Genomic DNA, 23,034 nt, shown 5'->3' on the forward strand with positions numbered 1-23,034 from the left:
CGCCAGCATAATCCGGTCGGCGAACTTCGATTTTTCAGTGGGGCGCGTGCTGGCTTTTCGCCAAGGTGACGGCATCTTTTGTCGAGACCTGGTCATGCATACCCCCACGTTATTATCGCTCGGATTGATGCTCACGTTGCTGGGCTGCAGCACGCCGCCAGCGGCGCCAGCCCCTGCAACCGCTGCACCCGCCCCGGCCTCAGTGGCCAAGCCAACGTCCCCGGTACCCGCCTGGGTACGACAGGACCGCTACACCCTGGCCAGCACCCAGCCAACGCTGGAGCAGCGCCAACCGCTGTATCAGTTGATCAACGTCCAGATCGCCCCCGCACTGCACGCGATGGTTGGTGAAGCGCTGCAACACGTGCTGCAGCACTCGGGCTACTCACTCTGCCCCGAAGGTCCTGCCGTGGCGCAGTTGTTCCGCCGCCCCTTGCCGGCCGTGCATCACGACCTTGGGCCGATCACGCTGCTGGATGCCTTGACCGTCATCGGCGGCCCCGCCTGGCGGCTCGACATTGATCCGGTCGAGCGGAGCGTGTGCTACGCCCTGCGTCTGCCGCCGCCGGAGCCACCCTTCTCGACACTGGAGACCGCACCATGAAGGTTCACCATTTTCAGGCCCTGGTGATCGGCGCGCTGTGCCTGGGTGCTGCCGTCCTTGCGGCTGAAACCTACAACCAGCATCAGCAACTGGCTGAACTGCAGACCGCCGCACGCAATGCGCCGGCTGACCCTGGCCCGTCACTGCGTCGCGATATCGGGGAATTGCGCACCACGCTGTCCACGCTGTTGCCAGAAGTCGCAAACATGAAAGACGCCCAACACCAGCACACCACTGCACAGGCAACTCTCGGCCAGCAACTCGACGAATTGGCGGCGTCCCTCAGAATCTTGCAAGCGGTACCGCCAGGACCGAGCAGCGCTGATCTGACCGCCCTGGCGCAACGCATGAGTGCGGCAGAAGCGGCACTCGAGAAGCTGTCGACCGCTCCTAAGGTGCCACAAGCTACCGCCGCATCCCAATCTGCCCCCATCCGCGAAAAATCAAAAGCCAAGGCGCCGCAGCCGCCCTTCTCCCTGCAGGGAATCGAGACGCGCGGCACCATCAGGTTCGTGACCGCATTGCCTGCGGGCACCCATGCACTCTCCACCGTGCACCTGCTCCAGCCCGGTGACAGCTTGAACGGCTGGCAACTGCGGGCGATTCGCGAGGGCCACGCCGTGTTCCACGTCCCGGGCCACGGCGATCGCACCCTGCCCATCCCGTGAGGAGATGAACGTGCCTAGGTTCTCCACTCTTGCGCTCATCCTGCTGCCGGCTTACGTGTTCGCCGAGCAGGGCATGAGCGCCCCCAAACATGTCGACGCTCAGGTGCAGTTCAGTGAGCAGTCGCCGCTGACGCAGCAGGATTCTGCAGCTGACCAGGCCAAGGCCTGGGGCCTGACAGATGACGAATGGGCCACGTTTGAGCGCCTACGGACTGGCCCTCGCCATTACTGGTCGCCACAACTTGACCCGCTCACCACCCTGGGTGTCGAGGCCAACTCGGACCAGGAGCGGCAGCGTTACGCGGAACTGCAGGTCCGCCTGGAAGCCAGGCGTGCCAAGCGCGAACTGGCCTACCAGAAAGCCTACACCGATGCCTGGGCGCGGCTGTTTCCGGGTCTGCAGCCCGTGCAGGGGATGAGCGACGATGCCGGCACCTCGAGCAAAAGCCGCACGGCGCTTTTCGTGGAAGACCAGTGCGCCGCCTGCGTGACCAGCCTCCAGCAATGGCTGCGGGCTGGTGCGCGGCTGGATGTGTATCTGGTCGGCAGCCAAGGCAACGACGCGCGGCTGCGTTCGTGGGCGCAGGGCGCAGGTATCACTCCTGCCCAGGTCACCGGCGGCCAGGTCACCGTAAATCATGACCGCGGTCGCTGGTTTGCCCTGGGCGCCAGCCGCCCCCTGCCAGCCCGCTATCAGCAGGTGGACGGAAAATGGCAGCGCGTCGACTGATTCTCGCCCTGGCGATGGTCGGCGCCACCGCCGCTCATGCAGGTGTCTTGCCGCCGCCGGCGTATCAATTGGCTGCCGCGCGCGCCGGTATTCCCGCCTCGGTGCTGTTCGCCATCGCCCTGCAGGAAAGTGGTACGCCGCTGCGCGGGCAGCTCATGCCCTGGCCGTGGACCCTGAATGTCGCGGGTTCACCACTGCGGTTTGCCCGGCATGACGAGGCGTGTGCCGCACTGAGGGAGGCGCTACGCCGCCACGATCCCAAGCGCATTGATGTCGGGCTGGGACAAACCAACCTGGGTTATCACCCGGACCGCTACCCCAGCGCCTGCGATGCCCTAGATCCCCGCGCCAACCTCGCCGTCACCGCCGAGCTGTTGCGCTTGCACTATGCGGACACTGGTGACTGGGTTGTCGCCGCCGGCCGCTATCACCGGCCTGCCGGTGGTCCTCCTGCAGAGCGCTATCGCCGTCAGTTCACCCGTCACTGGCAGCGCGTCCAGCCCGTCGCAACGGCACCCGGACGGACACAGCCATGAGCTGCTTGCGCTTGGTGGCCCTGGCCCTCTGCCCGTGGCTGTCGTTTGCCGCGAGCGCTGAGTCAAGCAGTCTGCCCGCTCCCACCACGCTGAACTGGGTGCTGCCGGTGCGCAGCGCTCGCCTCTCGCCCGGAATCGTGCCGCCCAGGGCATTGAGCCTTCCCAGCATGACGCCGCTATTTCTGGTTGGGCAGGACGCTGCTTCCCTTGAGTGGCTGTCGCGGCACGCCCAGGCGCTACAAGAGCTAGGTGCCAACGGGTTGGCGGTCGAGGTTGACGATGTGCAGGCGCTGCGTCGCATCCAGACGGCAGCGCCTGGGCTGAACATCTGGCCAGTCAGTGGTGACGACATCGCCGAGCGATTGGAGCTGGAGCACTACCCGGTGCTGATCACGCCCACCGGTCTGGAACAGTGAGGGCACTCCATGGGCGAACATGCGATGGAATCCCTGCTGCGCCCAGCGGTGGAGCTGTACACCGTGGGCATCTGCGCCGGCGCCGGTGCGCTGTGCCTGCACTCGCCCTGGGCCGTGGCACTGTCGCCCGAGGTAGGGACAGGTATGGCGCTGGCCTACACCGCGTTCGGCCTGAAGCGGTTCAACGAGGCGCGGATCGTCCTGCGCTATCGCCGCAATATCCGCCGCCTGCCGCGTTACTCGCTGACCAGCCAGCAGATTCCGGTGAGCGGCAAGCGCCTGTTCATGGGCCGCGGCTTCCGCTGGACTCGCCTGCACACCCAGCGCCTTCTAGAAGCTCAGGACCCGGCGCTGGCCCACTACGTTAACCAGTCGGCTGCCCACCAGTGGGCGCGACGGATGGAACAGCTACTGGAGAAGGCCCCACCGGGTCTATCACTGCTACCTCGCCTGACCGCCTGGGACAGCCCGTTCAACCCAGTGCGTCCGTTACCGCCGGTGGGTGGCTCGCCATTGCTGCACGGCGTCGAACCGAAGGAACAGGAGGCCAGCCTACCGCTCGGCGAGCGCGTCGGCCATACGCTGGTGCTGGGCACCACACGGGTGGGCAAGACGCGCCTGGCCGAGGTGTACATCACCCAGGACATCCACCGACCGAGCCGGGAAGTAGTTATAGTCTTCGACCCCAAGGGCGATGCCGACCTGCTCAAGCGCATGTACGTCGAGGCACGTCGCGCCGGCCGTGAGCACGAATTCTATGTGTTCCACCTGGGCTGGCCGGCAATCTCCGCGCGCTACAACGCCATTGGCCGCTTCGGGCGCATTTCGGAGGTGGCCACCCGGATCGCCGGCCAGTTGAGTGGTGAAGGCAACTCGGCGGCCTTCCGCGAGTTCGCCTGGCGCTTCGTCAACATCATTGCCCGGGCGCTGATCGAACTCGGCCGGCGCCCGGACTACCTGCAGATCCAGCGCCATGTGGTAAACATCGATGCGCTGTTCATCGAGTATGCCCAGCACTTCTTCGCACGCCATGGTGCGCTGGCCTGGGAAGCGATCGTGCAGATCGAAGGCCGCTTGAACGAGAAGAACATTCCGCGGCATATGGTTGGCCGGGAAAAGCGCGTCGTTGCCATCGAGCAGTACCTGACCGCCAAGCGCATCTTCGACCCGGTAATGGACGGCCTGCGCTCTGCCGTGCGCTACGACCGCACCTACTTCGACAAGATCGTGGCCTCGCTGCTGCCACTGCTGGAAAAGCTCACCAGCGGCAAGACGGCGCAGCTGCTGGCCCCGAACTATTGCGACCTGGACGACCCACGGCCGATCTTCGACTGGCTGCAGATCATCCGCAAACGCGGCATCGTTTACGTCGGTCTGGACGCGTTGTCCGATGCCGAAGTGGCTGCCGCGGTCGGTAACTCGATGTTCGCCGACCTGGTCTCCGTCGCCGGCCACATCTACAAACACGGCATCGACCATGGCCTGCCAGGCTCCTCCAGCGCGGCGGACAAGGTGCCAATCAACCTGCACGCCGACGAGTTCAACGAGTTGATGGGCGACGAGTTCATCCCGCTGATCAACAAGGGCGGCGGTGCCGGTATTCAGGTCACGGCCTATACCCAGACCTTGAGCGACATCGAGGCACGTATTGGCAACCGGGCCAAGGCTGGTCAAGTCATCGGCAACTTCAACACCCTGCAGATGCTACGCGTGCGAGAAACCGCGACGGCGGAACTACTGACCAATCAGTTGCCCAAGGTCAACGTGCAGACACGCACCTTGGTCTCCGGGGCGACGGACACCGCCGATCCTGATGCCCGTACCGATTTCACTTCGTCCTCACAGGATCGCGTCACCACCACTGCGGTACCGCTGATCGAACCGGCGCACATCATCGCCTTGCCCAAGGGGCAGATGTTCTCGTTCCAGGAAGGCGGCCAGCTGTGGAAGGTGCGCATGCCACTACCGAAGCCAGCCAGCGACGATGCGATGCCGGCGGATCTGCAGACCCTGGCTGCGCGCATGCGCGAATCGTACAACGCCAATGCGGGGAGTTGGTGGAGTAACGCGGGAGGGGCACCCACGGCAGATTTCGATCCCGAGATGCCTCCACCAGGGCGCAGGCACGCGCCGTAAGCGACCGAGTACTGCGGAGACCCTATGCCGACCTCTCCTGCCAGCCCACCTCCTGCGCAACGACGTCCGGGATTCATCTTGGGCACGCTCGAGCTTTGCCTGCAAATGCTCGGTCTGCTGTTCGCTTCGCTGATCTTCTCCATCGTCCTGGAGTTCGTGGGCATGCTGTGGTTCTGGCCCGACCAGGGCTGGCATCATAGCCATGCCATGTGGCTCAGTGAGCTGGGATGGCTCAGCGATCACTTCAAAAATTCGCTGCTCGTGAAGGAGCCCGCGCAAGCCACCGCTAAAGTCCTTCAGCACCTGAACGAATGGGTCGTGGTCCGCTCTGGCTGGGCGCAATCAGACACTCAGCTGAAGCTCTTAAGTCAAGAAATGTCGGTGCAGGGCCAGTTTGCTCAAGCGTACGTTGTGGTGCAGCACTACCTATTGGCTGCGCTGTTCACCGTTTTTACCTTCGTGGTGCGCCTGGCAGTCCTCACCCTGGCCATGCCCCTCTTCCTACTAGCGGTAATCACCGGCGCTGTCGATGGTTTAATGCGCCGTGATCTTCGCAAATTCAGCGCCGATCGCGAGAGCAGCTTTGTCTACCACCGAGCGAAGCGGACATTGTTGCCATTGATGGTAAGCCCTTGGGTGGTCTACCTCTCCCTTCCCACCTCAATAAATCCCAATTGGGTGCTATTGCCATGCGCTGCGTTGCTTGGGTGGATGGTGGCAATCACCGCTACAACCTTCAAAAAATACCTTTGACTGTCCGCTATCGACCCACCATAGGTGCCACTCGCAGCGTATGGAAAGAACACAAGGCCGCTGCGCGACAGCGGGCTATTCGGTAGTAGAACTTTGGTTACAATACCGGGCCAACACTGTTGGGCAAGCTATCGAGTGACCCTTTCATCAGTGAATGCTGACGTGCGCTGTGTAACATATGTAGGGTTATTTTGCGTACTTCGGCCTTGCTGACTTCGATATGGGCGCGTAGAAGCTGGCACGCGATCTCGCAGCGTCGATACGCAATGGCGGTCAGAATGGCACCATGCTCCGCATAGGTGGCTTCGATCCTGGGGCGCTGTGTGAAATCCAGTCGCCGGATGATGCGGATCTTCTCGGTCACCTCGCGATGAATACGGGCCATTTCCCGGTTACCCGTGGCGGCCACCAGTTCGCAGTGAAACGCCTCATCCCACTCTGACACCAGGTTGCCGTCCTGTTGCCTCTGGCTCTCATCGACCAGCCAGGTACGCCCCAGCCCCCCAAGCACCTCGGCAGGTTCGGCAACTCCCTCGCAGAGCCGCTTGACCGCTGCCAGTTCCAGCACGATACGCAGATCGTAAAGCTCTTCGAAGCGCTCGAAGTCGAAGGGCACCACTTGCCAGCCACTGCGAAAATGCACTTCAAGGTAGCCCTCGCGCTCAAGCCGGTAGAGGGCTTGCCGCACGGGGGTGCGACTCACTGACATGCGTGCGGCCACTTCTCCTTCGCTGAAGCGATCGCCCGGCAGCAGGCGAAACTCGAAGATGTCCTCCTTGATCTGCTGGTAAAGCCGCTCGGCAAGGTTCTCTGGCCGCCCCCTGGCGGCCCTGGTCTCGTTAGTGGAAAGTTGCATCGTGCCTCCTCAGGCCACGGGGTCCAGCACCATCAGGGTATCACCGGGTGACACGGCCTTGCCGGGCTGGCAGCGCACCGAACGGACCGTTCCGCTCACCGGGGCAGTCACCGCCAGCTCCATTTTCATCGCCTCCACCACGATCAACGGTGTACCCGCCTCAACGGCCTCGCCTGGCTGAACCAGAACTTTCCAGACGCTGCCACACATTTCTGCACTGACCACGTGAGCGTCCGGATCTTCATCAGTGAAGTCCTGCTGCGCAACCAGGGTCGACTCCGGCCCTTCGTCATCCTGCCAGCGTGCGACCTCGGCATCGAATGCGTTTTTCTGATGCGCCTGGAACGCGCTGATATCGGCCGCATTGTCAGTGAGGAAGTGCTGGTATTGAGCAAAGTCGAATACGGACTCTTCGATACGAATCTGTGCACGCCCTTCCCGGAACGACTCACGGAACAGATCGAGCTCGGCTTCACTGACCGGATAGAAGCGGATCTGGTCGAAGAAGTGCAGCAGCCATGGCTGGCCGTCCTTAAACTGGGCGTTCTTGCCGAAGCGGTTCCAGATCGGCAGGGTTCTCCCCACCAGTTGGTAGCCACCAGGTGAGTCCATGCCGTAGATGCACATGTACATGCCGCCGATGCCCACGGTCCCTTCGGCAGTGAAGGTCCTGGCGGGGTTGTACTTCGAGCTGAGCAGGCGATGACGCGGATCAAGCGGCACGGCGCAGGGGGCATCCAGGTAGACGTCACCCAGGCCCAGGATCAGGTAGGTGGCGTCGAACAGAATGTCACGCACCTGCTCGCGGCTGTGCAGGCCATTGGCGCGCTGGATGAAATCGACGTTGTTGGGCAACCAGGGTGCTTCGCTGCGCACGGTCTCGCTGTAACGCTGCACCGCTGCCAGGGTCGCGCTGTCCTCGAACGCCATCGGCAGGTGAATGATCCGGGTCGGTACCTTTACCTGATCGACATCGGGGAGCGTGCCTTCCAGGGCCAGCAGATGCTCGATGAGCGTGCGCTGGTGCAAAACGCGGCTGTTGTAGCGCACCTGCAACGACCGCACGCCTGGAGCCAACTCTTCAATGCCCCGCACAGGACTGGCCTTGAGCGCCTCCATCAGCAGGTGGACGCGCAGTCTCAAGGCCAGGTCCAGCACGTTGTCGCCGTACTCCATCAATACATAGGCATCCCCAGCCTGGCGGTAGGTGACATGGGGCCGGGTCGGTGTGGCTGGCAGCTCTGCAAGGACGGTGGCGGAAACCGTGGTGTCGGGAAGCAGGTTGGGCGCGGCCAGGGAGACCGCCGAGATCGCGGCCAGCGACTCGATACAGCCAAGCTGCGCCTGCTCCAGGCTCTGTGCTTGCTGGAAGCTAATGGGGTGGAAGTGCAGCTTGTCCCCGGGCTTCAACTGGCCGATCTTCCAGAGTTCCGCCTTGGCGATGGTCACCGGGCAGACGAAACCACCCAGGCTCGGGCCGTCTTTGGCGAGGATGACCGGGAAGTCGCCGGTGAAGTTGATCGCGCCAATGGCGTACTCGCAATCATGGACGTTGGAGGGGTGCAAGCCGGCTTCCCCGCCATCGGCCCGTGCCCAGGTGGGTTTCGGGCCTGACAGCCGGATGCCGAGCCGGTTGGAGTTGTAGTGGACTTCCCACGGGGTGGCGAAGAATGCGTCGATCGCCTCCTGGGTGAAAAAGTCCGGGGCACCGTGCGGACCATAGAGCACGCCAATGTTCCAGGTCTGGCCGTAGTGCGGGATCAGGCTGTCGTCCAGGGCTTGTGGTGAACTGACCGGTGCTGGCGTGGTGCATGCCGGCAACTGTGGCTGGGAGATGGCGAGCATATCGGCAGGGCGCAGCGTGCGCCCTGCATGACCGCCGAACTGGCCAAGGGCGAAGGTGGAGCGACTGCCCAGGTACACCGGCACATCCAGGCCATTACGAACCGCCAGGTAGCTTCGGCAACCCGACTCGGCACGCCCCAGCTTCAGCACCTGCCCGGCCTTGACGCTGATGGGAGCCCAGTACGGCACGCGCTCACCGTTCAGTTGCGCCGCGCAGTCGGCGCCAGCCAGGGCGATCAGGCAGTCGCTGTGGAAGCGCAAGGTCGGTCCCTGGAGGGTGAACTCCAGCCCTGCGGCACTCTCGTGGTTACCGACGACGCGATTGGCCAGGCGGAAGGCAAAGTCGTCCATCGGACCGGAGGGCGGCACCCCGACGTCCCAGTACCCCAGGCGACCGGGGTAATCCTGGACACTCGAATAGGTCCCCGGCTCCAGCACCTCGATCACCTGGGCTTTGTAGTCGAAGGCATCGAGCAAGCGGGTCCACACCTCGCCACTACGCAGCCGAGGATCGGCGATCACCTGGCGCAGGTAGTCGAGGTTGGTGGCGATTCCATGCAACCGGGTCGCTGCCAGGGCTTCCTGCATCTTCGCGATGGCCTGCGCCCGGTCCGGCGCGTGCACGATCAACTTGGCGATCATCGGATCGTAGAAGGGCGACACTTCGCTGCCGTTGCTGACCCAACCGTCAACCCGCACACCCTCGGGGAAATGCACATCAGTGAGCAGGCCGGGGCTTGGCTGGAAGTTCTTGAGCGGATCCTCGGCGTAGATCCGCACCTCGATGGCGGCGCCTTTGGGCGCCCGCATCAGCGCCGGCCAATCGATGGCGTCGCCGGCGGCCACCTGCAGCATGCATTCGATCAGGTCGAGCCCGGTGACCATTTCAGTCACGGGATGCTCGACTTGCAGGCGCGTGTTGACTTCGAGGAAATAAAAGTCGTCGCGTGCTGCGTCATAGATGAATTCAACGGTGCCGGCGCTGCGGTAATTGACCGACTCGCCAAGCTGGATGGCGGCGGCATGCAGGCGTTCGCGAGTGGTTTGTGGCAGGTTGGGCGCCGGGGTTTCCTCGACGACTTTCTGGTTGCGCCGCTGCAGCGAGCAATCACGCTCGCCAAGTGCCGCGACCCGGCCAAGGCCATCGCCAAAGATCTGCACTTCGACATGCCGCGCATGATCGACGAAGCGTTCCAGGAACACCCCCGCGTCGCTGAAGAACTGCTCGCCCATGCGTTTGACGCTTTCATAGGCACTGCCCAGTGCGGCGGCGTCAGCACAGCGGGTCAGCCCGATGCCTCCGCCGCCGGCGGTGGTCTTGAGCATCACCGGGTAGCCGATCTGCTGTGCGGCAGACAGCGCCTCGTCGAGGCTGTGCAGCAACCCGGTGCCCGGAGCCATTGGAACCTTTGCCTCGGCCGCCAACTCGCGAGCCCGGTGCTTGAGACCGAACTCCCGGATCTGCTCGCCCGTCGGGCCGATGAAGGCAATGCCCGCGGCTTCGCAGGCATCGGCGAATTCGGCACTTTCCGAGAGGAAACCATAGCCGGGATAGATGGCCTGGGCACCGCTCTGGCGGGCGGCATCGAGGATCTTGTCGACACGCAGGTAGCTGTCGGCCGGTTTGTCACCGCCCAGGGCGATGGCGATGTCGGCATCGAGCACATGCTGTGCATTGCGATCCGGGTCGGCATAGACAGCAACGCTTGTCACGCCAAGGCGCTTGAGGGTGCGGATAGCGCGTACAGCGATCTCGCCGCGGTTGGCAATCAGTACGGTGGTGAACATGGCGGTTTCCTCAAGCAGGTTTGCGGCTGGCGATAAAGGCGCGCCATCCACCGAATGGGGTGATGTCTTCAGCGTTTTCCAGCGCCAGGGGCTCGCAGATGAATCCCTTGACCCAACGGCCGTCCGCCAGTTGCAGGTTGCCGATACCGAGGGGCGGAGGGATCTCGGCGACGAATTCGCCAAAGCGTGCCAGCGGGATATCCCACAGCTCGACAATGATCGAGGCGCCTTCAGCGGCCCTGGCCAATCCGGGCTTGGGGGGCACCGAGCCCGGCAGGGCGAAGAGGCGGTAATCCGCTGCGGTCAGGGTCTGCTCCACAAGCACCGCGTTGCGGTTGCGCAGTTGGAAATTCAGCGGCATCCCGGTCAGATGCGCGCCGACGACGGCGAGCCGGACGCTGCCGGGTGCTTGCGGCTGTTCGATAACGAGGGGCCGTGACCGGCCGGTGCACCCCAAGGGCAGGTCGAATGCCGTCTGCAAACGCTTGCCCAGCGAAGCCAGCGCGAGATCGTGCCAGGCCGGGGCCAGCAAGGTGATGCCCGCTGGCAATCCATCGCCGCGCAGGCCGGCCGGCAGGGCCAATGCACTGAGGTCGGCGAGGTTGGTGAAATTGGTGTAAGTCCCGAATTGCGAGTTGAACAGGATCGGCTCGACCTTCATTTCTTCGAGCGTGCGCAAGGTTGGCGACGTCGGCACCACGAGCGCATCAAAGCCTTCCAGTGCCTTGTTGATGGCTCTGCTCAACTCCGCGCGCAGGTACTCGGCGCGATAGACATCACACGCGTCGTACGTGTAGCCGTTCTCGACGACGCTGCGCACGACAGGGTCGATGGCTTGCGGCGAGGATTTCAGCATCGACGTCAATGCCACGGTCCGCTCGGCCACCCAGGGACCCTGGTAGAGCTGCTCGGCCAATTGACGGAACGGCGTGAAATCAATCGGCACCAACGTCATGCCAAGGTCGCGCAGTCGTTGCAGTGTCTTCTCGAAAACCGCCTGGTTCTGCTGGTCGCCAAAGAACTCCAGCGTATCGGGGATCGCCAAGCGTGGCGTGCTGCCGATCGCGACCGGGGCAGTCGCCGGGTTGGTGCGAGAGTAGGCATCGGCGGCATCGTAGCCCCCGGCAATCTGTGCAACGCATTCGGCATCCTCGACCGTCAAGGCGAAGACCGAAACACAATCCAGGGTACGGCAGGCAGGCACCACGCCCGTAGTGGGCAGCCAGCCCTTGGTGGGCTTCAGGCCGACAATATTATTGAAACCTGCCGGCACACGCCCGGAGCCGGCCGTGTCGGTGCCCAGCGAAAACGCAACCAGCCCTCGAGCAACCACGGACGCAGACCCGGAACTGGAGCCGCCACTGACGTAATCCGCATTGAAGGTATTCGGCACCGCACCGAACGGCGAGCGGGTACCCACCAGGCCGGTGGCGAATTGGTCCAGGTTGGTCTTGCCGATCAGCACGGCGCCGGCCGCCTGCAACCTGGACACGACGGTTGCGTCCTGTTCGGGCTGGTAAGCGAACTCCGGGCACGCCGCACTGGTTTGCCAGCCTGCCGCGTCGATGTTGTCTTTTACCGCGAAGGGGACGCCATAGAGTGGCAACTTGCTGAAGTCGCCCTGGGCCACTTCCAGTTGTTCAGCCAAGCCTGCAAGCCGCTGGGCCAGTTGTTCGGGAGATGCGAGCGTGATCCAGGCTGAATCGACCCCTTGAGCCTGTTGGAGCAGCTCAAAAAGTACGCTGGGACTCAATGCCTCCTGGCGATAAGCGTGCTGCCAGTCGTGAAGGGTCCAGCCGAGGGTGGGCATCGAACGAAGTTGCATACGGAGCTCCATCTTGTATCCAAGTTTGGATTCCTCCTCAGCAAGCTCCGGGCCATGTAGCTACAGCCCTCTTAGATCGTGGTCTCCAGGGCATTTCGGGGATTTTCGCCTGACTGATTTGCTGCGATGTGGTGCACGGTAAAGATTCAATGCCCCCTAACCGGGCTCGCAACTTCATCGTCGCCGCCAGCCACCTTATCAAGCGGATGCCGACTTTCCGTGACCTCAGCACCGTCTGCTCTGGGTCGATAACGGCCTTTCGTTAACGACTGCAATCGACCCATTGTAGACATTGCTAAACCACCAGCGCGCGTGTTGAAAAAGCAACAAGTGGTGCCAGACAGAAAAGGAAGGCTTCTTTTCACCCAAGTACTGCGGCTAATGCGTCAGGCGCTCCTCCTCCAGAACACCAAGGGCCGCGCGCGCGCGATGCAAGCGGAGCTGCCCTTTTCAGACTGAGGCATCTCGCCTCCGCTAGCGACCGCGCTCCCGATTCGATTAAACCGAACCCTCTACATTCCCTTTAGCGCATGCCAACGCCAGCCTTACTGATCATGGTGAAGATCAGTTACTCAGCTGGATTTCGCCATGATGCTTTCCCCCTACCCCTTACTTATAACCTGCTTGGTTGCCCTCACGGCTGCCGCTCAGGACGTGCGCGAGCGTTCGGACTTCAGCCTGATGCAGCGGCAGATCGATGCCCTTGAGCTGTTGGCTGATCGAGCACGTTACAGCGCTACCGACACTGACCGAGCTCGTTATCGCTTCGACTACCCCAGGTTGACTGCAGACTTGGAGCGCGTGCGGCACGGCATCAACAACTATCTGTCGCCCTCACGCGCGCAGCCGGCCGATCTGGTCGAACTGGCTGGTGACTATCGTGCTGAAGCACATGAGCCGAGTCTCTCCAATGAGCATGACTGACGCTCAACTCAGCGCGTTTTCTGCCGTTGCCGGGTTTAACCCGCAGCTCAGTTCGGCGCTGTGGCGCTCATCGGTGCTAGTGCTCGCATTGCTCTGGTGCGCCTGGGCGCTGTGGACTGGCTACCGCGGCTGGGCCGCTGGCAACGTCACATTCGGTGCACTCGGCGGTAGCACGCTACGCCTGACACTCGCGCTGATCGTGCTGATGTTTTTCATGCTGTCGTGAATTGGAGGCCTTGCCATGAATACCTCACGCCGTTGCCATCGCCCGCTTCTCAAGCTGCGGGCCACCTGCTCGAAAGCCCTGTTCGTCGGCATGGTGCTGCTGAGTTCGGCGCTCGCTTGGGCTGACCTGCCGACCATGGAAGCCCCCTCCCGCGGCGAAGGCTCTGGGCTAATCGACACCATCAAAAACTATGCCTACGACGGCGGCATCCTGCTCGGCCTGTTGATCGCCACCCTCGCCTTCCTCGGCGTGGCCTGGCATTCACTCACCGTCTACGCCGACGTGCAGAACCAGCGCAAAACCTGGAAGGACCTTGGTGCCGTGGTTGGCGTCGGCGCGCTGCTAGTGGTGGTGATCCTGTGGTTCCTCACCAAAGCCGCGACGATTCTGTGAGGTCATCATGTCCGACACTCCAGCCACCCTGCCTGACGGCACGCTGACCTTCCTGCCTGAACGCCTCAACCGTGACCCGGCAGTCCTGCGTGGTCTCACTAACGACGAGATGTGGGTCGCTTTGAGCGCCGGTACCGGGCTGGGTGTGATTCTCGGCGCACCGCTGGCGGTGGCCACTGCTTCCATCGCCACCCTCCCCACCTGCATGTTCCTGTGCATGGCATTGGTGTTGCTCGGCGGCGGCAAGCTGCTGCGCCGTGCCAAGCGTGCTCGCCCCGAGACCTGGTTGTACCGGCGCCTGCAGTGGCACCTGGCGGTGCATTGGGGCATCAGTTCGCACCAACTGATCCTGCATTCGGGGCCGTGGACCGTGCGCCGGACTCGCCGGCATAGGAGGGCCAACCCATGAGCCGCTTCCGCAACAAAGTGGATGCGCAGCAGGCGCACATCTTCAGCCTGCGTTTGGCCGTGGCCACCCTGGCGCTGCTGTGCGGCGGACTGTGGTACGGCTGGCAGGCCGCACCCTCCGAGCTGACCATCCATGTGCCGCCCGATCTACGTTCCGGCAGCACACGTAAATGGTGGGATGTACCGCCAGAGAACATCTACGCCTTCGCGCTGTACATCTTCGGCCAGCTCAACCGCTGGCCCACCGACGGTGAAGTCGACTACCACCGTGCCATCTTTGCCCTGCAGCCCTACCTGACACCCGCGTGCAAGACGTTCTTCGACGGCGACTTCGAATATCGTAAGGCCGCCGGCGAGCTGCGCGGCCGGGTGCGTGGCGTATACGAAGTACTGGGCCGCGGTTACAGCGACGACCCCGACTTGCGTGTGAAGCAGCTGGATAAGCACAGCTGGCTGGTCAAGCTCGACCTCAACGCCGACGAGTACTACGCCGCCGAGCCGGTGAAGCGCGTAGTCGTGCGCTATCCGCTGCGGGTGGTGCGCTTCGACGTCGACCCCGAGCGCAACAAATGGGGTTTCGCCCTGGACTGCTACGAAGGCACACCGCAGAAGCTGACGCTGCCGGGAGGTACGTGATGATGCGTGTCTTGATCCTGATTCTGGTGATGGCCAGCGGCTGGTGTTCAGCGGCCGGCGCCGTCGAGGTCAAATACTGGGACCGCCTGCCCTTGGCTGTTCCGCTCACGGTGGGCCAGGAGCGGGTCCTGATGCTGGATGAAGATGTTCGCGTCGGGCTACCCAGTGCGATCGCTGGCAAACTGCGCGTGCAATCTGTCGCGGGTACGGTGTATCTGCGCGCCGCCGAAACACTCCCGCCTACCCGGCTGCAGCTGCAATCAGTGAAGACGGGCGACATCATCCTGATCGATATCGAGGCGCTCGAAGGCAGCGAGGCGCTGGAGCCGGTCAAGATCGTGGCCCAGGCTCAGTCGCCAGACATGGAAGTCGCGAAGGATGCTGCACCTGTGGCGACGCCGGTACCGGTAGTGCTTACCCGCTATGCCGCACAGAACCTCTATGCGCCTCTGCGTACCGTGGCGCCATTGCCCGGAGTACAGCGCGTGCCGCTGACCGACTCCATCGCGTTCAGTACCTTGCTCCCCACCGAACGGGTTTCGATCAAGGCGCTTGCTGCGTGGCGGCTGAGCGACTACTGGGTAACGTCGGTAAAGATCGTGAACCGCGGCCCCGGCAAGGTCGCGCTGGACCCGCGTCACCTGCAGGCCACGCTGTACGCTGCGACATTCCAGCACGCAGACCTCGGTCTCGCCGGTACGCCCGAAGACACCACCGTCGCCTACCTCGTCACCCGTGGAAGCGACCTGAAACACGCCATGTTGCTGCCCCCGCCAAAACCGGAGGCTGCCGATCATGAAAGCTAACAGCCTGCTGAAGTGGTTGGTACCCGGGGTCCTGCTGGGCATCGTGCTGATCATCGGCAAATCTTGGGTGGCCGCGCCGGACGGCCAGACCGAGCACGATCCGGACAAGACCACACTTAGCGCGGAACAAGCCAAGGCCCTGGGCATCGCGGGCGACACCCCACGCGACACCGTAGCGACGCTGATCGGCCAGGTCAAAGCGATGCGCAGTGAGATGCAGACGCTGAAGAAAGGCAACGATGCGCTGCAAACCGAGAACAACCGGCTGCGCTCGCGCGAAGGCAATATCGACACGCGCATCCAGAGCACCTTGAGCAGCGTCACCCAGCAGGTCACCGAGCAGCGCCAGCAGGCCAACGATGCCCGGCAGAAGGCCGAACACCAGCACCGCGAAACCCAGGGCCTGCTGTCCAAGCTCAAGAACCAGCTCACCAGCAAGCCGGCCGCGAAGTCGGATGTGCCCGCAGGTTTCGGGCTTGAGCCCGGCGACGAGCAACAGTTTTCGGGTGCTCAAGCAGCGCCTGACGCCGTGCAGTGGATCGAGCCATCAAATGCGCACGCCGGCCAGGACGAGGCCAGCAAAGCTGACGGTCCGCTATCATCGCTGACGTCGACGTTCAAGGACCTGCACGGCCTGGACAACAATGCCATCGATCGTGGCCAGGACCGTTTGCGTGCAGCCGCCAAAGGCGAGCGTGACCTTGGCAACGCTCAGGACCGCGCCGAGGGCGCCAAGCCCGTTTACACCCTCCCTGAAAACTCCACGCTGATGGGCTCAGTCGCCATGACGGCGCTGATTGGCCGGGTCCCGGTGGACGGCACCGTGAACGACCCTTATCCGTTCAAGGTGCTGGTGGGTCCGGACAACCTCACCGCCAACGGCATCGACCTGCCGGATGTGGTCGGCGCGGTCATGAGCGGCACCGCTGCCGGCGACTGGACGTTGTCCTGCGTGCGCGGCCAGGTCGAGTCGATCACCTTTGTCTTCAGCGATGGGGCCGTCCGCACGGTGCCACAGCCGCAGAAGGTCGTCAGCCGCAATCGCAGCAGCACCCAGACCTCGGACACCGAGAAGATCCGTGGCGGGCTGGGCTACATCTCCGATCCCTACGGCATTCCCTGCATTTCTGGGGAGCGCCGCTCCAACGCCCAACAATACCTGGGCAGCCAGAGCCTGATCACGGCGGCCGGTGCCGGCTTCGCCGCAGCCCTGGGTAGCGAGCAGACCAACACCTCGTTCATCAACTCGGCCGGCGGCAGCATGGGCTTGACCCAGAACAGCGGCAACAGCGCGCTGAACTCAGTCATCAGCGGTGGCATTGGCGATATCCGTGAGTGGATCAACAAGCTCTATGGCGAAGCCTTTGCAGCCATCTACGTGCCGCCCGGGGCTAGGGTCGCCCTGCACCTGGATCACGAGATCAGCATTGATTACGAACCCAAAGGCCGGAGAGTGAACCATGAAAACCCATCCATCTCGGTACTGGATCTGGATTAGCCTGCTGCTCGGTCTGCACTTGGTCGGCTGCTCCACCAGCAAGGAGGAAATGCTGCCCCACGGCGATCAAACCATGTTGGACATCTGGAACGGCGGTGGCTCCGTCGGCTCCCAGCAGCAGTTGCAGGAAGCGCGTGGCGAACTGCGCCGTCCAGTGCTGGATCCCGAACGTCTGATCGACGACCAGAGCGCCTACACCCGCACGGCTGCCAACGAAATCCGCGCCCAGTTCCCGCGCCTGCCCAACCCGGACCTGGTCATGTACGTGTACCCGCACCTAGCCGGTACCCAGCAGACCCCGGTACCTGGTTACTCGACCGTGTTTCCGCTGTACGAGAAGGTCCAGTACGCGCTGCCCGGCGAACGCCTGGACGATCTGTGATGGCCGATGACGCAAGTCGCGACCCGCCACGCTGGAAGCCCTGGCGTGCGGCGCAGCGCCGGCGCGCGACGATTGCCGACGAGGCTGCCCAATATACGCACAATCCCAGCTTCACCGATCACCTGCCCTGGGTCGAGTACCTCGAGGACGAGCAGTGCTTTCTGCTCGACGACAACCGCTCAGTGGGCGCGGTGTTTGAGCTGCAGCCGATTGGGACTGAGGGTCGTGAGCCCGAGTGGCTAATGGCAGCACGCGACGCCCTGGAAGATGCGTTGCAGGACAGCTTCGACGAACTGGACCAGGCGCCCTGGGTGGTGCAGTTCTTCTGCCAGGATGACAGTGACTTTGCCCCGTACCTCGAACGCCTGGAGCGCTATATCGCGCCCCGCGCCCAAGGCACACCATTCACCCAGGCCTTCTTCACGTCGATGCAACGTCATCTCGACGCCATTGCTAAACCGGGTGGACTATTCGACGACCATGTCGTGTCCCACCTGCCTTGGCGCGGCAGCAACCGGCGGATTCGCCTGGTAGTCTACCGCTGGCTCGCGGACCAGGGTGACGAAGACGGGCAAAGCCCGACTCAGTTGCTAAGCCGGACCTGCGAGCGCCTGGTGGCCTCGCTGCAGGCCTGCGGGGTCTGCCCTCGCCGGTTGACCGGACGCGACTTCTACGACTGGTTGCTGCCCTGGTTCAACCCGTCCCCTGCCCTCACCGACGAATCTCCCGCAGCGTTCTATCGACGCGTGCCCTATCCGGAGACGGACGACGGTGAGGACCTGCCGCTGCCGTTCGACCACGATTTCGCCGAGCGGCTGTTCTTCCAGGAACCGCGCTCCGATAGCGAACAGGGCCTCTGGTACTTCGATCAACAGCCTCATACGGTGATGGTGGTCGACAAGCTGCGCAGGCCGCCGCATATCGGCCAGCTGACCGGCGAAACGCGCAAAGGCGAGGCGTTGAACGCCTTGTTCGATCAATTGCCTGAGCAGGCGGTGATGAGCCTGACCTTGGTGATCACGCCCCAGGATGTGCTTGAGGAACAGCTCAACCGCCTGGCGCGTAAAGCCATCGGCGAGAATCTCGCCTCGACCCAGACCCGCCAAGACGTGGAAGAAGCGCGCGCGCTGATTGGGCGCAAGCACAAGCTGTACCGCGGTACCTTGACGCTGTACCTGCGCGGTGCGGATGAACAGCAGCTGCGCCAGCGCTCGGTTCAGGCCGCCAATGTACTGCTCGGCGCCGGCCTGCAACCGGTGCGCGAGGGCGATGAAGTCGCGGCGTGCAACAGCTACCTGCGCTGGCTACCCATGGTCTACAACCCGTCACGAGACACGCGCAATTGGTACACACGGCTGTTGTTCGCCCAGCACGTCGCCAACCTGTTGCCGCTGTGGGGGCGCAACATCGGCACCGGCAATCCAGGCGTCACCTTCTTCAACCGTGGGGGTGCACCGCTGTCGTTTGACCCGTTGTCACGTTTCGACCGCTCGATGAATGGCCACCTGCTGTTGTTCGGTCCGACCGGCGCCGGCAAATCGGCCACCCTGATCTCGATCCTGATGCAGGTCATGGCCGTGTACCGGCCGAGGCTGTTCATCGTTGAAGCGGGCAACTCCTTTGGCCTGCAGGGCGACTACTTCGCCACGCTCGGCTTGTCCGTCAACAAGGTCCAGCTCAAACCCGGCAGTGGCCTAAGCCTGGCGCCGTTTGCCGATGCCCGTCGGCTGATCGAGCACCCGGACCAGGTGGCCAGCCTGTCGACCGAAGACCTGGATGAAACGGCGCCGGACAGTGATGAGCAGCGCGATGTGCTGGGCGAGCTGGAGATCACCGCACGGCTGATGATTACCGGCGGCGAAGCTAAGGAAGAGGCGCGTTTGACTCGCGCGGATCGCAGCCTGATCCGAGAGTGCATCCTTGATGCCGCTCAGCACTGCGCCGCGACCGAACAACAGGTGCAGACACGGCATGTGCGAGATGCCCTACGCCAGGTCGCCAGCGACGCCCATTTGCCTGACAAACGCCGGGAGCGCGCCCAGGAGATGGCCGAGTCCATCGACCTGTTCTGCCAGGGTTTTGAGGGCGCGCTGTTTGACCGGCCCGGCACGCCCTGGCCAGAGAGCGATGTGACGATCGTCGACCTCGCCACCTACGCCCGCGAGGGCTACGAAGCGCAGATGTCGATCAGCTACATCAGCCTGATGAACACGGTGAATAACCTCGCCGAACGCGACCAGTACCTCGGGCGGCCGATCATCATGGTCACCGACGAAGGCCACATCATTACCAAAAACCCGCTGCTGGCCCCCTTTGTCGTCAAGGGCACGAAGATGTGGCGCAAGCTGGGCGCCTGGTTCTGGCTGGCCACCCAGAACCTGGCCGACTTCCCCGACGCGGCGCAGACCATGCTCAACATGATTGAGTGGTGGATCTGCCTGAACATGCCGCCGGCGGAAATCGAGGAAATCGCCCGCTTCAAGAAACTCACGCCGGCGCAAAAGGCGCTGCTGCTCTCCGCGAGCAAGGCCTCGGGCAAGTACACCGAGGGCGTAGTCCTGTCGAAGAACCTGGAGACACTGTTCCGCGCGGTGCCGCCGAGCCTGTACCTCGCACTGGCCATGACCGAGCCCGAGGAAAAAGCCCAACGCTGGCGATTGATGGAAGAGCACCAGCAGTCCGAGCTGGAGGCCGCCCTGCAGGTCGCGGCAGAGATCGATCGCCTGCGTGGTATGTCGTGAACCATACCGTCTGAGCCGTTCGTGTCCCTTCTAATTAGCAAACATCGGCAGGAGTACATTTGTACTCCTTCTCTATTTTGCATGACCCGCTCTGCTAAACCAGCCGCCAGACGAAACCGATGAAGCCGGGCTCGGTTTGTCTCCCCTCCTCCCGTGTCTTATCCGGGATGCTGAAACTTGGCGCATGGATGCACACCGCTGCCACCTGCCGAGCGTTGCCCATGAACGTGACCGCCTCTACCGCCTGCAGATCACCGAAGCCCTGGAAGACTGACCGACGCCGTGCGCTCACTGCGGCGGTTCTGCTCATCGCCACCGAGCAGTGCCTGGCACTGACCACCCCGACCATCATCGCCTCCGTCACCTCGCTGCAGTGCCTGGAATACCGGGTCGTCGGTATCTGCTACTGGCTGCTGTGCACGCCGTTCGGCTGCACGGTGCGCACCTCGCCGAAGATCCGTCATTTCATTCCCGAGCTAGTGGTGTCGAGCTACGCCGACACCGGGGGCAACCCCTGGAGCGAAATGTCCGCACTGTCGATGCCGACGTCAGCATCACAAGGCGGTGGCAACCTCATCACGCCTTCGCTGCAGCGCGATAACCTGCCTCGGTTCAAGAATGTCGACGGCATCGGGCACCCCGGCGGGGCTGCCCTGACGGCCTTGGCGCATACGTTCGGCTATGCGTGCCCAAGCGGTGCCGTGCCGTTTGCGCCCTACTACCTCAGTACCCTCGACCCGCTGGCGTGGCGCCAGGCGATTCCCGAATCCGTCTACCCGCAGGCACTGGTGCCGGGCATGCGCGAGATCGGCAACCAAGCACTCGGCGACATGTGGGGTAGCGTCTACCCACGCCACGGATTTCTGGTGCAGCCCGACGACTTCAAGGCGGGTGCCGTAATGGCGCAGCGCGCCGGTGACTTCATCACTCGCGTTGGCCAGCCGCACGTCTATCGGCCGCTGCAGGCGATGCCCGCTCCCGGCTACTGGCCGCCGCAGCCGGTGCTGGAAAACAACGTCAACAACCACCGCTGGCAACTGCTCACGCCGGTGATCCAGAACACCTGCGCCATCTTCCCCAGCCCAACGATCCAGAGCGCCGACGGAGCCTATGCCTGGTCGCTGTGGCGGCCCTACCGCTGCTGCCAGCGCATGGGCCAGACCTTCCTGTTCAGCATTGATTTTGACGGAGGCCAATGATGAAGACCCTCTCGCTCGGTCTGCTGTGTTTCCTCGTCTATGCCGTGGGCCACGCCGCCGAGAACGGCTACCACCTTGGTGACCAGGCTCCGGTGCTGGACGACCGGGTGATGTACACCATCGGCGGCGGTTCGGCGGCAGGGGCGCCCTCCTCACTCTACCGACCCAATGGCCTTGGCGTGGGCATGTCTTGGCGCGCCAACATGATGTGCGGAAACATGAACCTCTCGAACACCCTGCAGAACCAGCTCAATGGCGCCACCCAGGGCTTCCAGCAGATCATGGGCAACGTCATCCAGAACGCCACGCAGGCGGTGATGTCGCTGCCGGCGATGATCATCCAGCGGGCCAATCCCGGGCTGTATGAGCTGCTCAGCAATGGAGTGCTGCAGGGACGGATCGACTTCGACCGCTCCAAGCTCACCTGCCAGGCGATGGCGGCGAAGATGGCCGACAAAGTCGACCAGGCCGGCTGGGGTGCGCTGGCGCAGAACCAGGAGATGCAGCACAACCTCGAGCAGTCCGGCGGCGACGCTGTGACGGCAGTGAAGGACACCGAAGCGAACAACGGCAACAACGGCGTCAGCTGGGTCGGTGGGCAGAAAGCCGGAGGCAACGGCCAGCAACCCATCCGGGTGACCTCGGATGTGGTCAAGGCCGGCTACAACCTGCTGCACAACCGGGCGGTCGAGGATACCTCGGCACTTGGTTCGGATTGCCAGAATGGTGCCATCTGCCAGGCGTGGTCGAGTCCTGTTGAGGCCTCCGAGTGGGCGACGCGTGTGCTCGGGGAATCCGAGGTTCAGACCTGCGACGACTGCGAGACGCTGCGGGTAACTGCCGGTACCGGCCTGTCGCCGCTGATCCAGGAAACCTACACGGAAAACCTGGAAGGCTTACAACGCATGGTCTCAGGTGCCGAGCAGCCGACACCAGAGAACCTGGACAAAGTCTCTAGCCCGTTGCTGCAGGTCTCCCGAGGTGTCATCAAGGGGCTGCGCGACGATCCCGACCAGAATCTGCTGGCCCGGCGCCTGGCCAGCGAGACCGCACTATCGAGTGTGATCTACAAAGCGATGCTGTTACAGCGCACGCTTTTTGCCGGCAGCCACGAGCCCAACGTGGCTTCCGCACAGCCCGCCACCAACGCCCTCAACAGCAACATCGAAACGCTTGAACGCGAGATCCGCCTGCTGCAAACCGAGCTACAGGTACGCCAGTCGCTGGCCACCAACACCGCCAGCCTGGTCCTCGATCGCCACGCCGGCGGTGCCGACGCCTCGCGTAGCATCGATCAGCGTGATCCGGAGCCGGACCGTTTGCGCCGAGCCGAACAGGAGAGGAGCACGCCATGATCTCATTATCTGTGAGGTTCACGCTCGCGCGTGTACTGCTGGTGCTCGGTGCCATGCTGGGCATGTTGTTGATTGCTTGGATGGCGCTGCACCTGTCCGCCACTCAGCTTGATTGGGTCCAAACAGCACGCTCAAGTACACCCTACTTCGCGTGCTGGCGCGCGCTCTTGTACACGCTGATTTTTGCCGGGTGGGCCGCAGCGTTGCGCAGGCGGCCCAAGCCTGAAGATGAGCAACGGCTGAAACGCCTGGGCTTGATCGGCTTCAGCTCGATCATCCTGGTCGAACTGTCTCGCGTGTGAGGTGCAA

At 63.3% G+C, this 23,034-nt stretch carries 22 protein-coding genes; 19 read left to right on the forward strand and 3 right to left on the reverse strand.

Going from position 1 to position 23,034, the window contains the following annotated elements; genetic code table 11:
• Positions 1–127: 127 nt before the first annotated feature.
• Genes pilL2 through IAE37_RS11480 form a run of 7 tightly spaced genes read left to right on the forward strand, consistent with a single transcriptional unit; the run spans position 128 to position 5,843 of the window.
• Entirely contained in the window at positions 128–604 is a 477-nt protein-coding gene (gene pilL2, locus IAE37_RS11450) for a PFGI-1 class ICE element type IV pilus protein PilL2 (RefSeq protein ID WP_236409909.1), read from the forward strand.
• A complete protein-coding gene (locus tag IAE37_RS11455) occupies positions 601–1,272 on the forward strand; it encodes a hypothetical protein (protein WP_201173504.1) in 672 nt (223 codons plus the stop codon). Before pilL2 ends, IAE37_RS11455 begins: the two co-directional genes overlap by 4 nt.
• 10 nt (positions 1,273–1,282) lie before the next feature.
• Complete coding sequence (locus IAE37_RS11460; protein WP_201173505.1) at positions 1,283–2,002, forward strand: TIGR03759 family integrating conjugative element protein; 720 nt, start codon at positions 1,283–1,285, stop codon at positions 2,000–2,002.
• Positions 1,984–2,538, forward strand: coding sequence for a transglycosylase (locus IAE37_RS11465; RefSeq protein WP_201173506.1), 555 nt, complete (start codon positions 1,984–1,986; stop codon positions 2,536–2,538). Before IAE37_RS11460 ends, IAE37_RS11465 begins: the two co-directional genes overlap by 19 nt.
• Positions 2,535–2,954 (forward strand): integrating conjugative element protein, encoded by a 420-nt coding sequence (locus tag IAE37_RS11470; RefSeq protein WP_201173508.1) that lies wholly within the window; start codon positions 2,535–2,537, stop codon positions 2,952–2,954. The genes IAE37_RS11465 and IAE37_RS11470 overlap by 4 nt, the downstream gene beginning before the upstream one ends.
• Positions 2,955–2,963: 9 nt before the next feature.
• Entirely contained in the window at positions 2,964–5,090 is a 2,127-nt protein-coding gene (gene traD, locus IAE37_RS11475) for a type IV conjugative transfer system coupling protein TraD (protein ID WP_201173510.1), read from the forward strand.
• A 24-nt stretch (positions 5,091–5,114) separates the two neighbouring features.
• Positions 5,115–5,843 carry a TIGR03747 family integrating conjugative element membrane protein gene (locus IAE37_RS11480; protein ID WP_201173514.1) on the forward strand — a complete coding sequence of 243 codons (729 nt, stop codon included), beginning with the start codon at positions 5,115–5,117 and terminating at the stop codon, positions 5,841–5,843.
• Positions 5,844–5,940: 97 nt separating this feature from the next.
• Here IAE37_RS11480 and IAE37_RS11485 read toward each other — a convergent pair whose 3' ends face one another.
• From IAE37_RS11485 to atzF, 3 genes are read right to left on the reverse strand one after another with little or no spacing between them, the layout of a single operon-like run.
• A complete protein-coding gene (locus tag IAE37_RS11485) occupies positions 5,941–6,699 on the reverse strand; it encodes a GntR family transcriptional regulator (RefSeq protein ID WP_201173517.1) in 759 nt (252 codons plus the stop codon).
• A 9-nt stretch (positions 6,700–6,708) separates the two neighbouring features.
• Positions 6,709–10,332 (reverse strand): urea carboxylase, encoded by a 3,624-nt coding sequence (gene uca, locus IAE37_RS11490; protein ID WP_201173520.1) that lies wholly within the window; start codon positions 10,330–10,332, stop codon positions 6,709–6,711.
• Between the two features lie 10 nt (positions 10,333–10,342).
• Complete coding sequence (gene atzF / locus IAE37_RS11495) at positions 10,343–12,157, reverse strand: allophanate hydrolase (protein ID WP_201173523.1); 1,815 nt, start codon at positions 12,155–12,157, stop codon at positions 10,343–10,345.
• Positions 12,158–12,745: 588 nt separating this feature from the next.
• On the opposite strand from atzF, the gene IAE37_RS11500 reads away from it, so the two are divergent.
• The 12 genes from IAE37_RS11500 to IAE37_RS11555 all read left to right on the forward strand — a co-directional run bounded on the left by IAE37_RS11500 (position 12,746) and on the right by IAE37_RS11555 (position 23,027).
• Positions 12,746–13,081 carry an integrative conjugative element protein, RAQPRD family gene (locus tag IAE37_RS11500; protein ID WP_201173526.1) on the forward strand — a complete coding sequence of 112 codons (336 nt, stop codon included), beginning with the start codon at positions 12,746–12,748 and terminating at the stop codon, positions 13,079–13,081.
• Positions 13,068–13,307, forward strand: a complete 240-nt coding sequence (locus IAE37_RS11505) for a TIGR03758 family integrating conjugative element protein (RefSeq protein ID WP_201173528.1) — start codon at positions 13,068–13,070, stop codon at positions 13,305–13,307. Before IAE37_RS11500 ends, IAE37_RS11505 begins: the two co-directional genes overlap by 14 nt.
• Positions 13,308–13,322: 15 nt before the next feature.
• Complete coding sequence (locus tag IAE37_RS11510; RefSeq protein ID WP_201173531.1) at positions 13,323–13,700, forward strand: TIGR03745 family integrating conjugative element membrane protein; 378 nt, start codon at positions 13,323–13,325, stop codon at positions 13,698–13,700.
• Positions 13,701–13,707: 7 nt separating this feature from the next.
• Positions 13,708–14,109, forward strand: a complete 402-nt coding sequence (locus IAE37_RS11515) for a TIGR03750 family conjugal transfer protein (protein ID WP_201173533.1) — start codon at positions 13,708–13,710, stop codon at positions 14,107–14,109.
• Positions 14,106–14,744 (forward strand): PFL_4703 family integrating conjugative element protein, encoded by a 639-nt coding sequence (locus IAE37_RS11520; protein ID WP_201173536.1) that lies wholly within the window; start codon positions 14,106–14,108, stop codon positions 14,742–14,744. Before IAE37_RS11515 ends, IAE37_RS11520 begins: the two co-directional genes overlap by 4 nt.
• The gene (locus tag IAE37_RS11525; protein ID WP_201173539.1) at positions 14,744–15,550 is read left to right on the forward strand and encodes a TIGR03749 family integrating conjugative element protein; all 807 of its coding nucleotides are present in this window, start codon (positions 14,744–14,746) and stop codon (positions 15,548–15,550) included. Before IAE37_RS11520 ends, IAE37_RS11525 begins: the two co-directional genes overlap by 1 nt.
• Entirely contained in the window at positions 15,540–17,048 is a 1,509-nt protein-coding gene (locus IAE37_RS11530) for a TIGR03752 family integrating conjugative element protein (RefSeq protein WP_201173542.1), read from the forward strand. The genes IAE37_RS11525 and IAE37_RS11530 overlap by 11 nt, the downstream gene beginning before the upstream one ends.
• Positions 17,011–17,430: a TIGR03751 family conjugal transfer lipoprotein gene (locus IAE37_RS11535; RefSeq protein WP_201173545.1), complete on the forward strand. Its 420-nt coding sequence runs from the start codon at positions 17,011–17,013 to the stop codon at positions 17,428–17,430. The genes IAE37_RS11530 and IAE37_RS11535 overlap by 38 nt, the downstream gene beginning before the upstream one ends.
• Positions 17,430–20,171, forward strand: a complete 2,742-nt coding sequence (locus IAE37_RS11540) for a conjugative transfer ATPase (protein WP_201173548.1) — start codon at positions 17,430–17,432, stop codon at positions 20,169–20,171. Before IAE37_RS11535 ends, IAE37_RS11540 begins: the two co-directional genes overlap by 1 nt.
• Before the next feature lie 221 nt (positions 20,172–20,392).
• Positions 20,393–21,370, forward strand: a complete 978-nt coding sequence (locus IAE37_RS11545; RefSeq protein ID WP_201173551.1) for a TIGR03756 family integrating conjugative element protein — start codon at positions 20,393–20,395, stop codon at positions 21,368–21,370.
• Complete coding sequence (locus IAE37_RS11550) at positions 21,370–22,725, forward strand: integrating conjugative element protein (RefSeq protein WP_201173554.1); 1,356 nt, start codon at positions 21,370–21,372, stop codon at positions 22,723–22,725. Before IAE37_RS11545 ends, IAE37_RS11550 begins: the two co-directional genes overlap by 1 nt.
• Positions 22,722–23,027, forward strand: coding sequence for a hypothetical protein (locus IAE37_RS11555; protein ID WP_201173557.1), 306 nt, complete (start codon positions 22,722–22,724; stop codon positions 23,025–23,027). Before IAE37_RS11550 ends, IAE37_RS11555 begins: the two co-directional genes overlap by 4 nt.
• Positions 23,028–23,034: the final 7 nt, after the last annotated feature.

The sequence above is a fragment of the Pseudomonas sp. S31 genome, from assembly GCF_016648105.1.
Classification (GTDB): Bacteria; Pseudomonadota; Gammaproteobacteria; order Pseudomonadales; family Pseudomonadaceae; genus Aquipseudomonas.

What these genes read in the sequence shown, in the direction of transcription:
- IAE37_RS11520 (WP_201173536.1), top strand. Translation starts at nt 14,106, where the DNA reads ATGAGCCGCTTCCGCAACAAAGTGGATGCGCAGCAGGCGCACATCTTC.
- IAE37_RS11550 (WP_201173554.1), top strand. Translation starts at nt 21,370, where the DNA reads ATGAAGACCCTCTCGCTCGGTCTGCTGTGTTTCCTCGTCTATGCCGTG.
- IAE37_RS11525 (WP_201173539.1), top strand. Translation starts at nt 14,744, where the DNA reads ATGATGCGTGTCTTGATCCTGATTCTGGTGATGGCCAGCGGCTGGTGT.
- IAE37_RS11515 (WP_201173533.1), top strand. Translation starts at nt 13,708, where the DNA reads ATGTCCGACACTCCAGCCACCCTGCCTGACGGCACGCTGACCTTCCTG.
- IAE37_RS11500 (WP_201173526.1), top strand. Translation starts at nt 12,746, where the DNA reads ATGATGCTTTCCCCCTACCCCTTACTTATAACCTGCTTGGTTGCCCTC.
- IAE37_RS11485 (WP_201173517.1), bottom strand. Translation starts at nt 6,699, where the DNA reads ATGCAACTTTCCACTAACGAGACCAGGGCCGCCAGGGGGCGGCCAGAG.
- IAE37_RS11470 (WP_201173508.1), top strand. Translation starts at nt 2,535, where the DNA reads ATGAGCTGCTTGCGCTTGGTGGCCCTGGCCCTCTGCCCGTGGCTGTCG.
- atzF (WP_201173523.1), bottom strand. Translation starts at nt 12,157, where the DNA reads ATGCAACTTCGTTCGATGCCCACCCTCGGCTGGACCCTTCACGACTGG.
- IAE37_RS11505 (WP_201173528.1), top strand. Translation starts at nt 13,068, where the DNA reads ATGAGCATGACTGACGCTCAACTCAGCGCGTTTTCTGCCGTTGCCGGG.
- IAE37_RS11535 (WP_201173545.1), top strand. Translation starts at nt 17,011, where the DNA reads ATGAAAACCCATCCATCTCGGTACTGGATCTGGATTAGCCTGCTGCTC.
- traD (WP_201173510.1), top strand. Translation starts at nt 2,964, where the DNA reads ATGGGCGAACATGCGATGGAATCCCTGCTGCGCCCAGCGGTGGAGCTG.
- IAE37_RS11555 (WP_201173557.1), top strand. Translation starts at nt 22,722, where the DNA reads ATGATCTCATTATCTGTGAGGTTCACGCTCGCGCGTGTACTGCTGGTG.
- IAE37_RS11465 (WP_201173506.1), top strand. Translation starts at nt 1,984, where the DNA reads ATGGCAGCGCGTCGACTGATTCTCGCCCTGGCGATGGTCGGCGCCACC.
- IAE37_RS11480 (WP_201173514.1), top strand. Translation starts at nt 5,115, where the DNA reads ATGCCGACCTCTCCTGCCAGCCCACCTCCTGCGCAACGACGTCCGGGA.
- IAE37_RS11540 (WP_201173548.1), top strand. Translation starts at nt 17,430, where the DNA reads ATGGCCGATGACGCAAGTCGCGACCCGCCACGCTGGAAGCCCTGGCGT.
- IAE37_RS11510 (WP_201173531.1), top strand. Translation starts at nt 13,323, where the DNA reads ATGAATACCTCACGCCGTTGCCATCGCCCGCTTCTCAAGCTGCGGGCC.
- IAE37_RS11545 (WP_201173551.1), top strand. Translation starts at nt 20,393, where the DNA reads ATGAACGTGACCGCCTCTACCGCCTGCAGATCACCGAAGCCCTGGAAG.
- pilL2 (WP_236409909.1), top strand. Translation starts at nt 128, where the DNA reads ATGCTCACGTTGCTGGGCTGCAGCACGCCGCCAGCGGCGCCAGCCCCT.
- IAE37_RS11455 (WP_201173504.1), top strand. Translation starts at nt 601, where the DNA reads ATGAAGGTTCACCATTTTCAGGCCCTGGTGATCGGCGCGCTGTGCCTG.
- uca (WP_201173520.1), bottom strand. Translation starts at nt 10,332, where the DNA reads ATGTTCACCACCGTACTGATTGCCAACCGCGGCGAGATCGCTGTACGC.
- IAE37_RS11530 (WP_201173542.1), top strand. Translation starts at nt 15,540, where the DNA reads ATGAAAGCTAACAGCCTGCTGAAGTGGTTGGTACCCGGGGTCCTGCTG.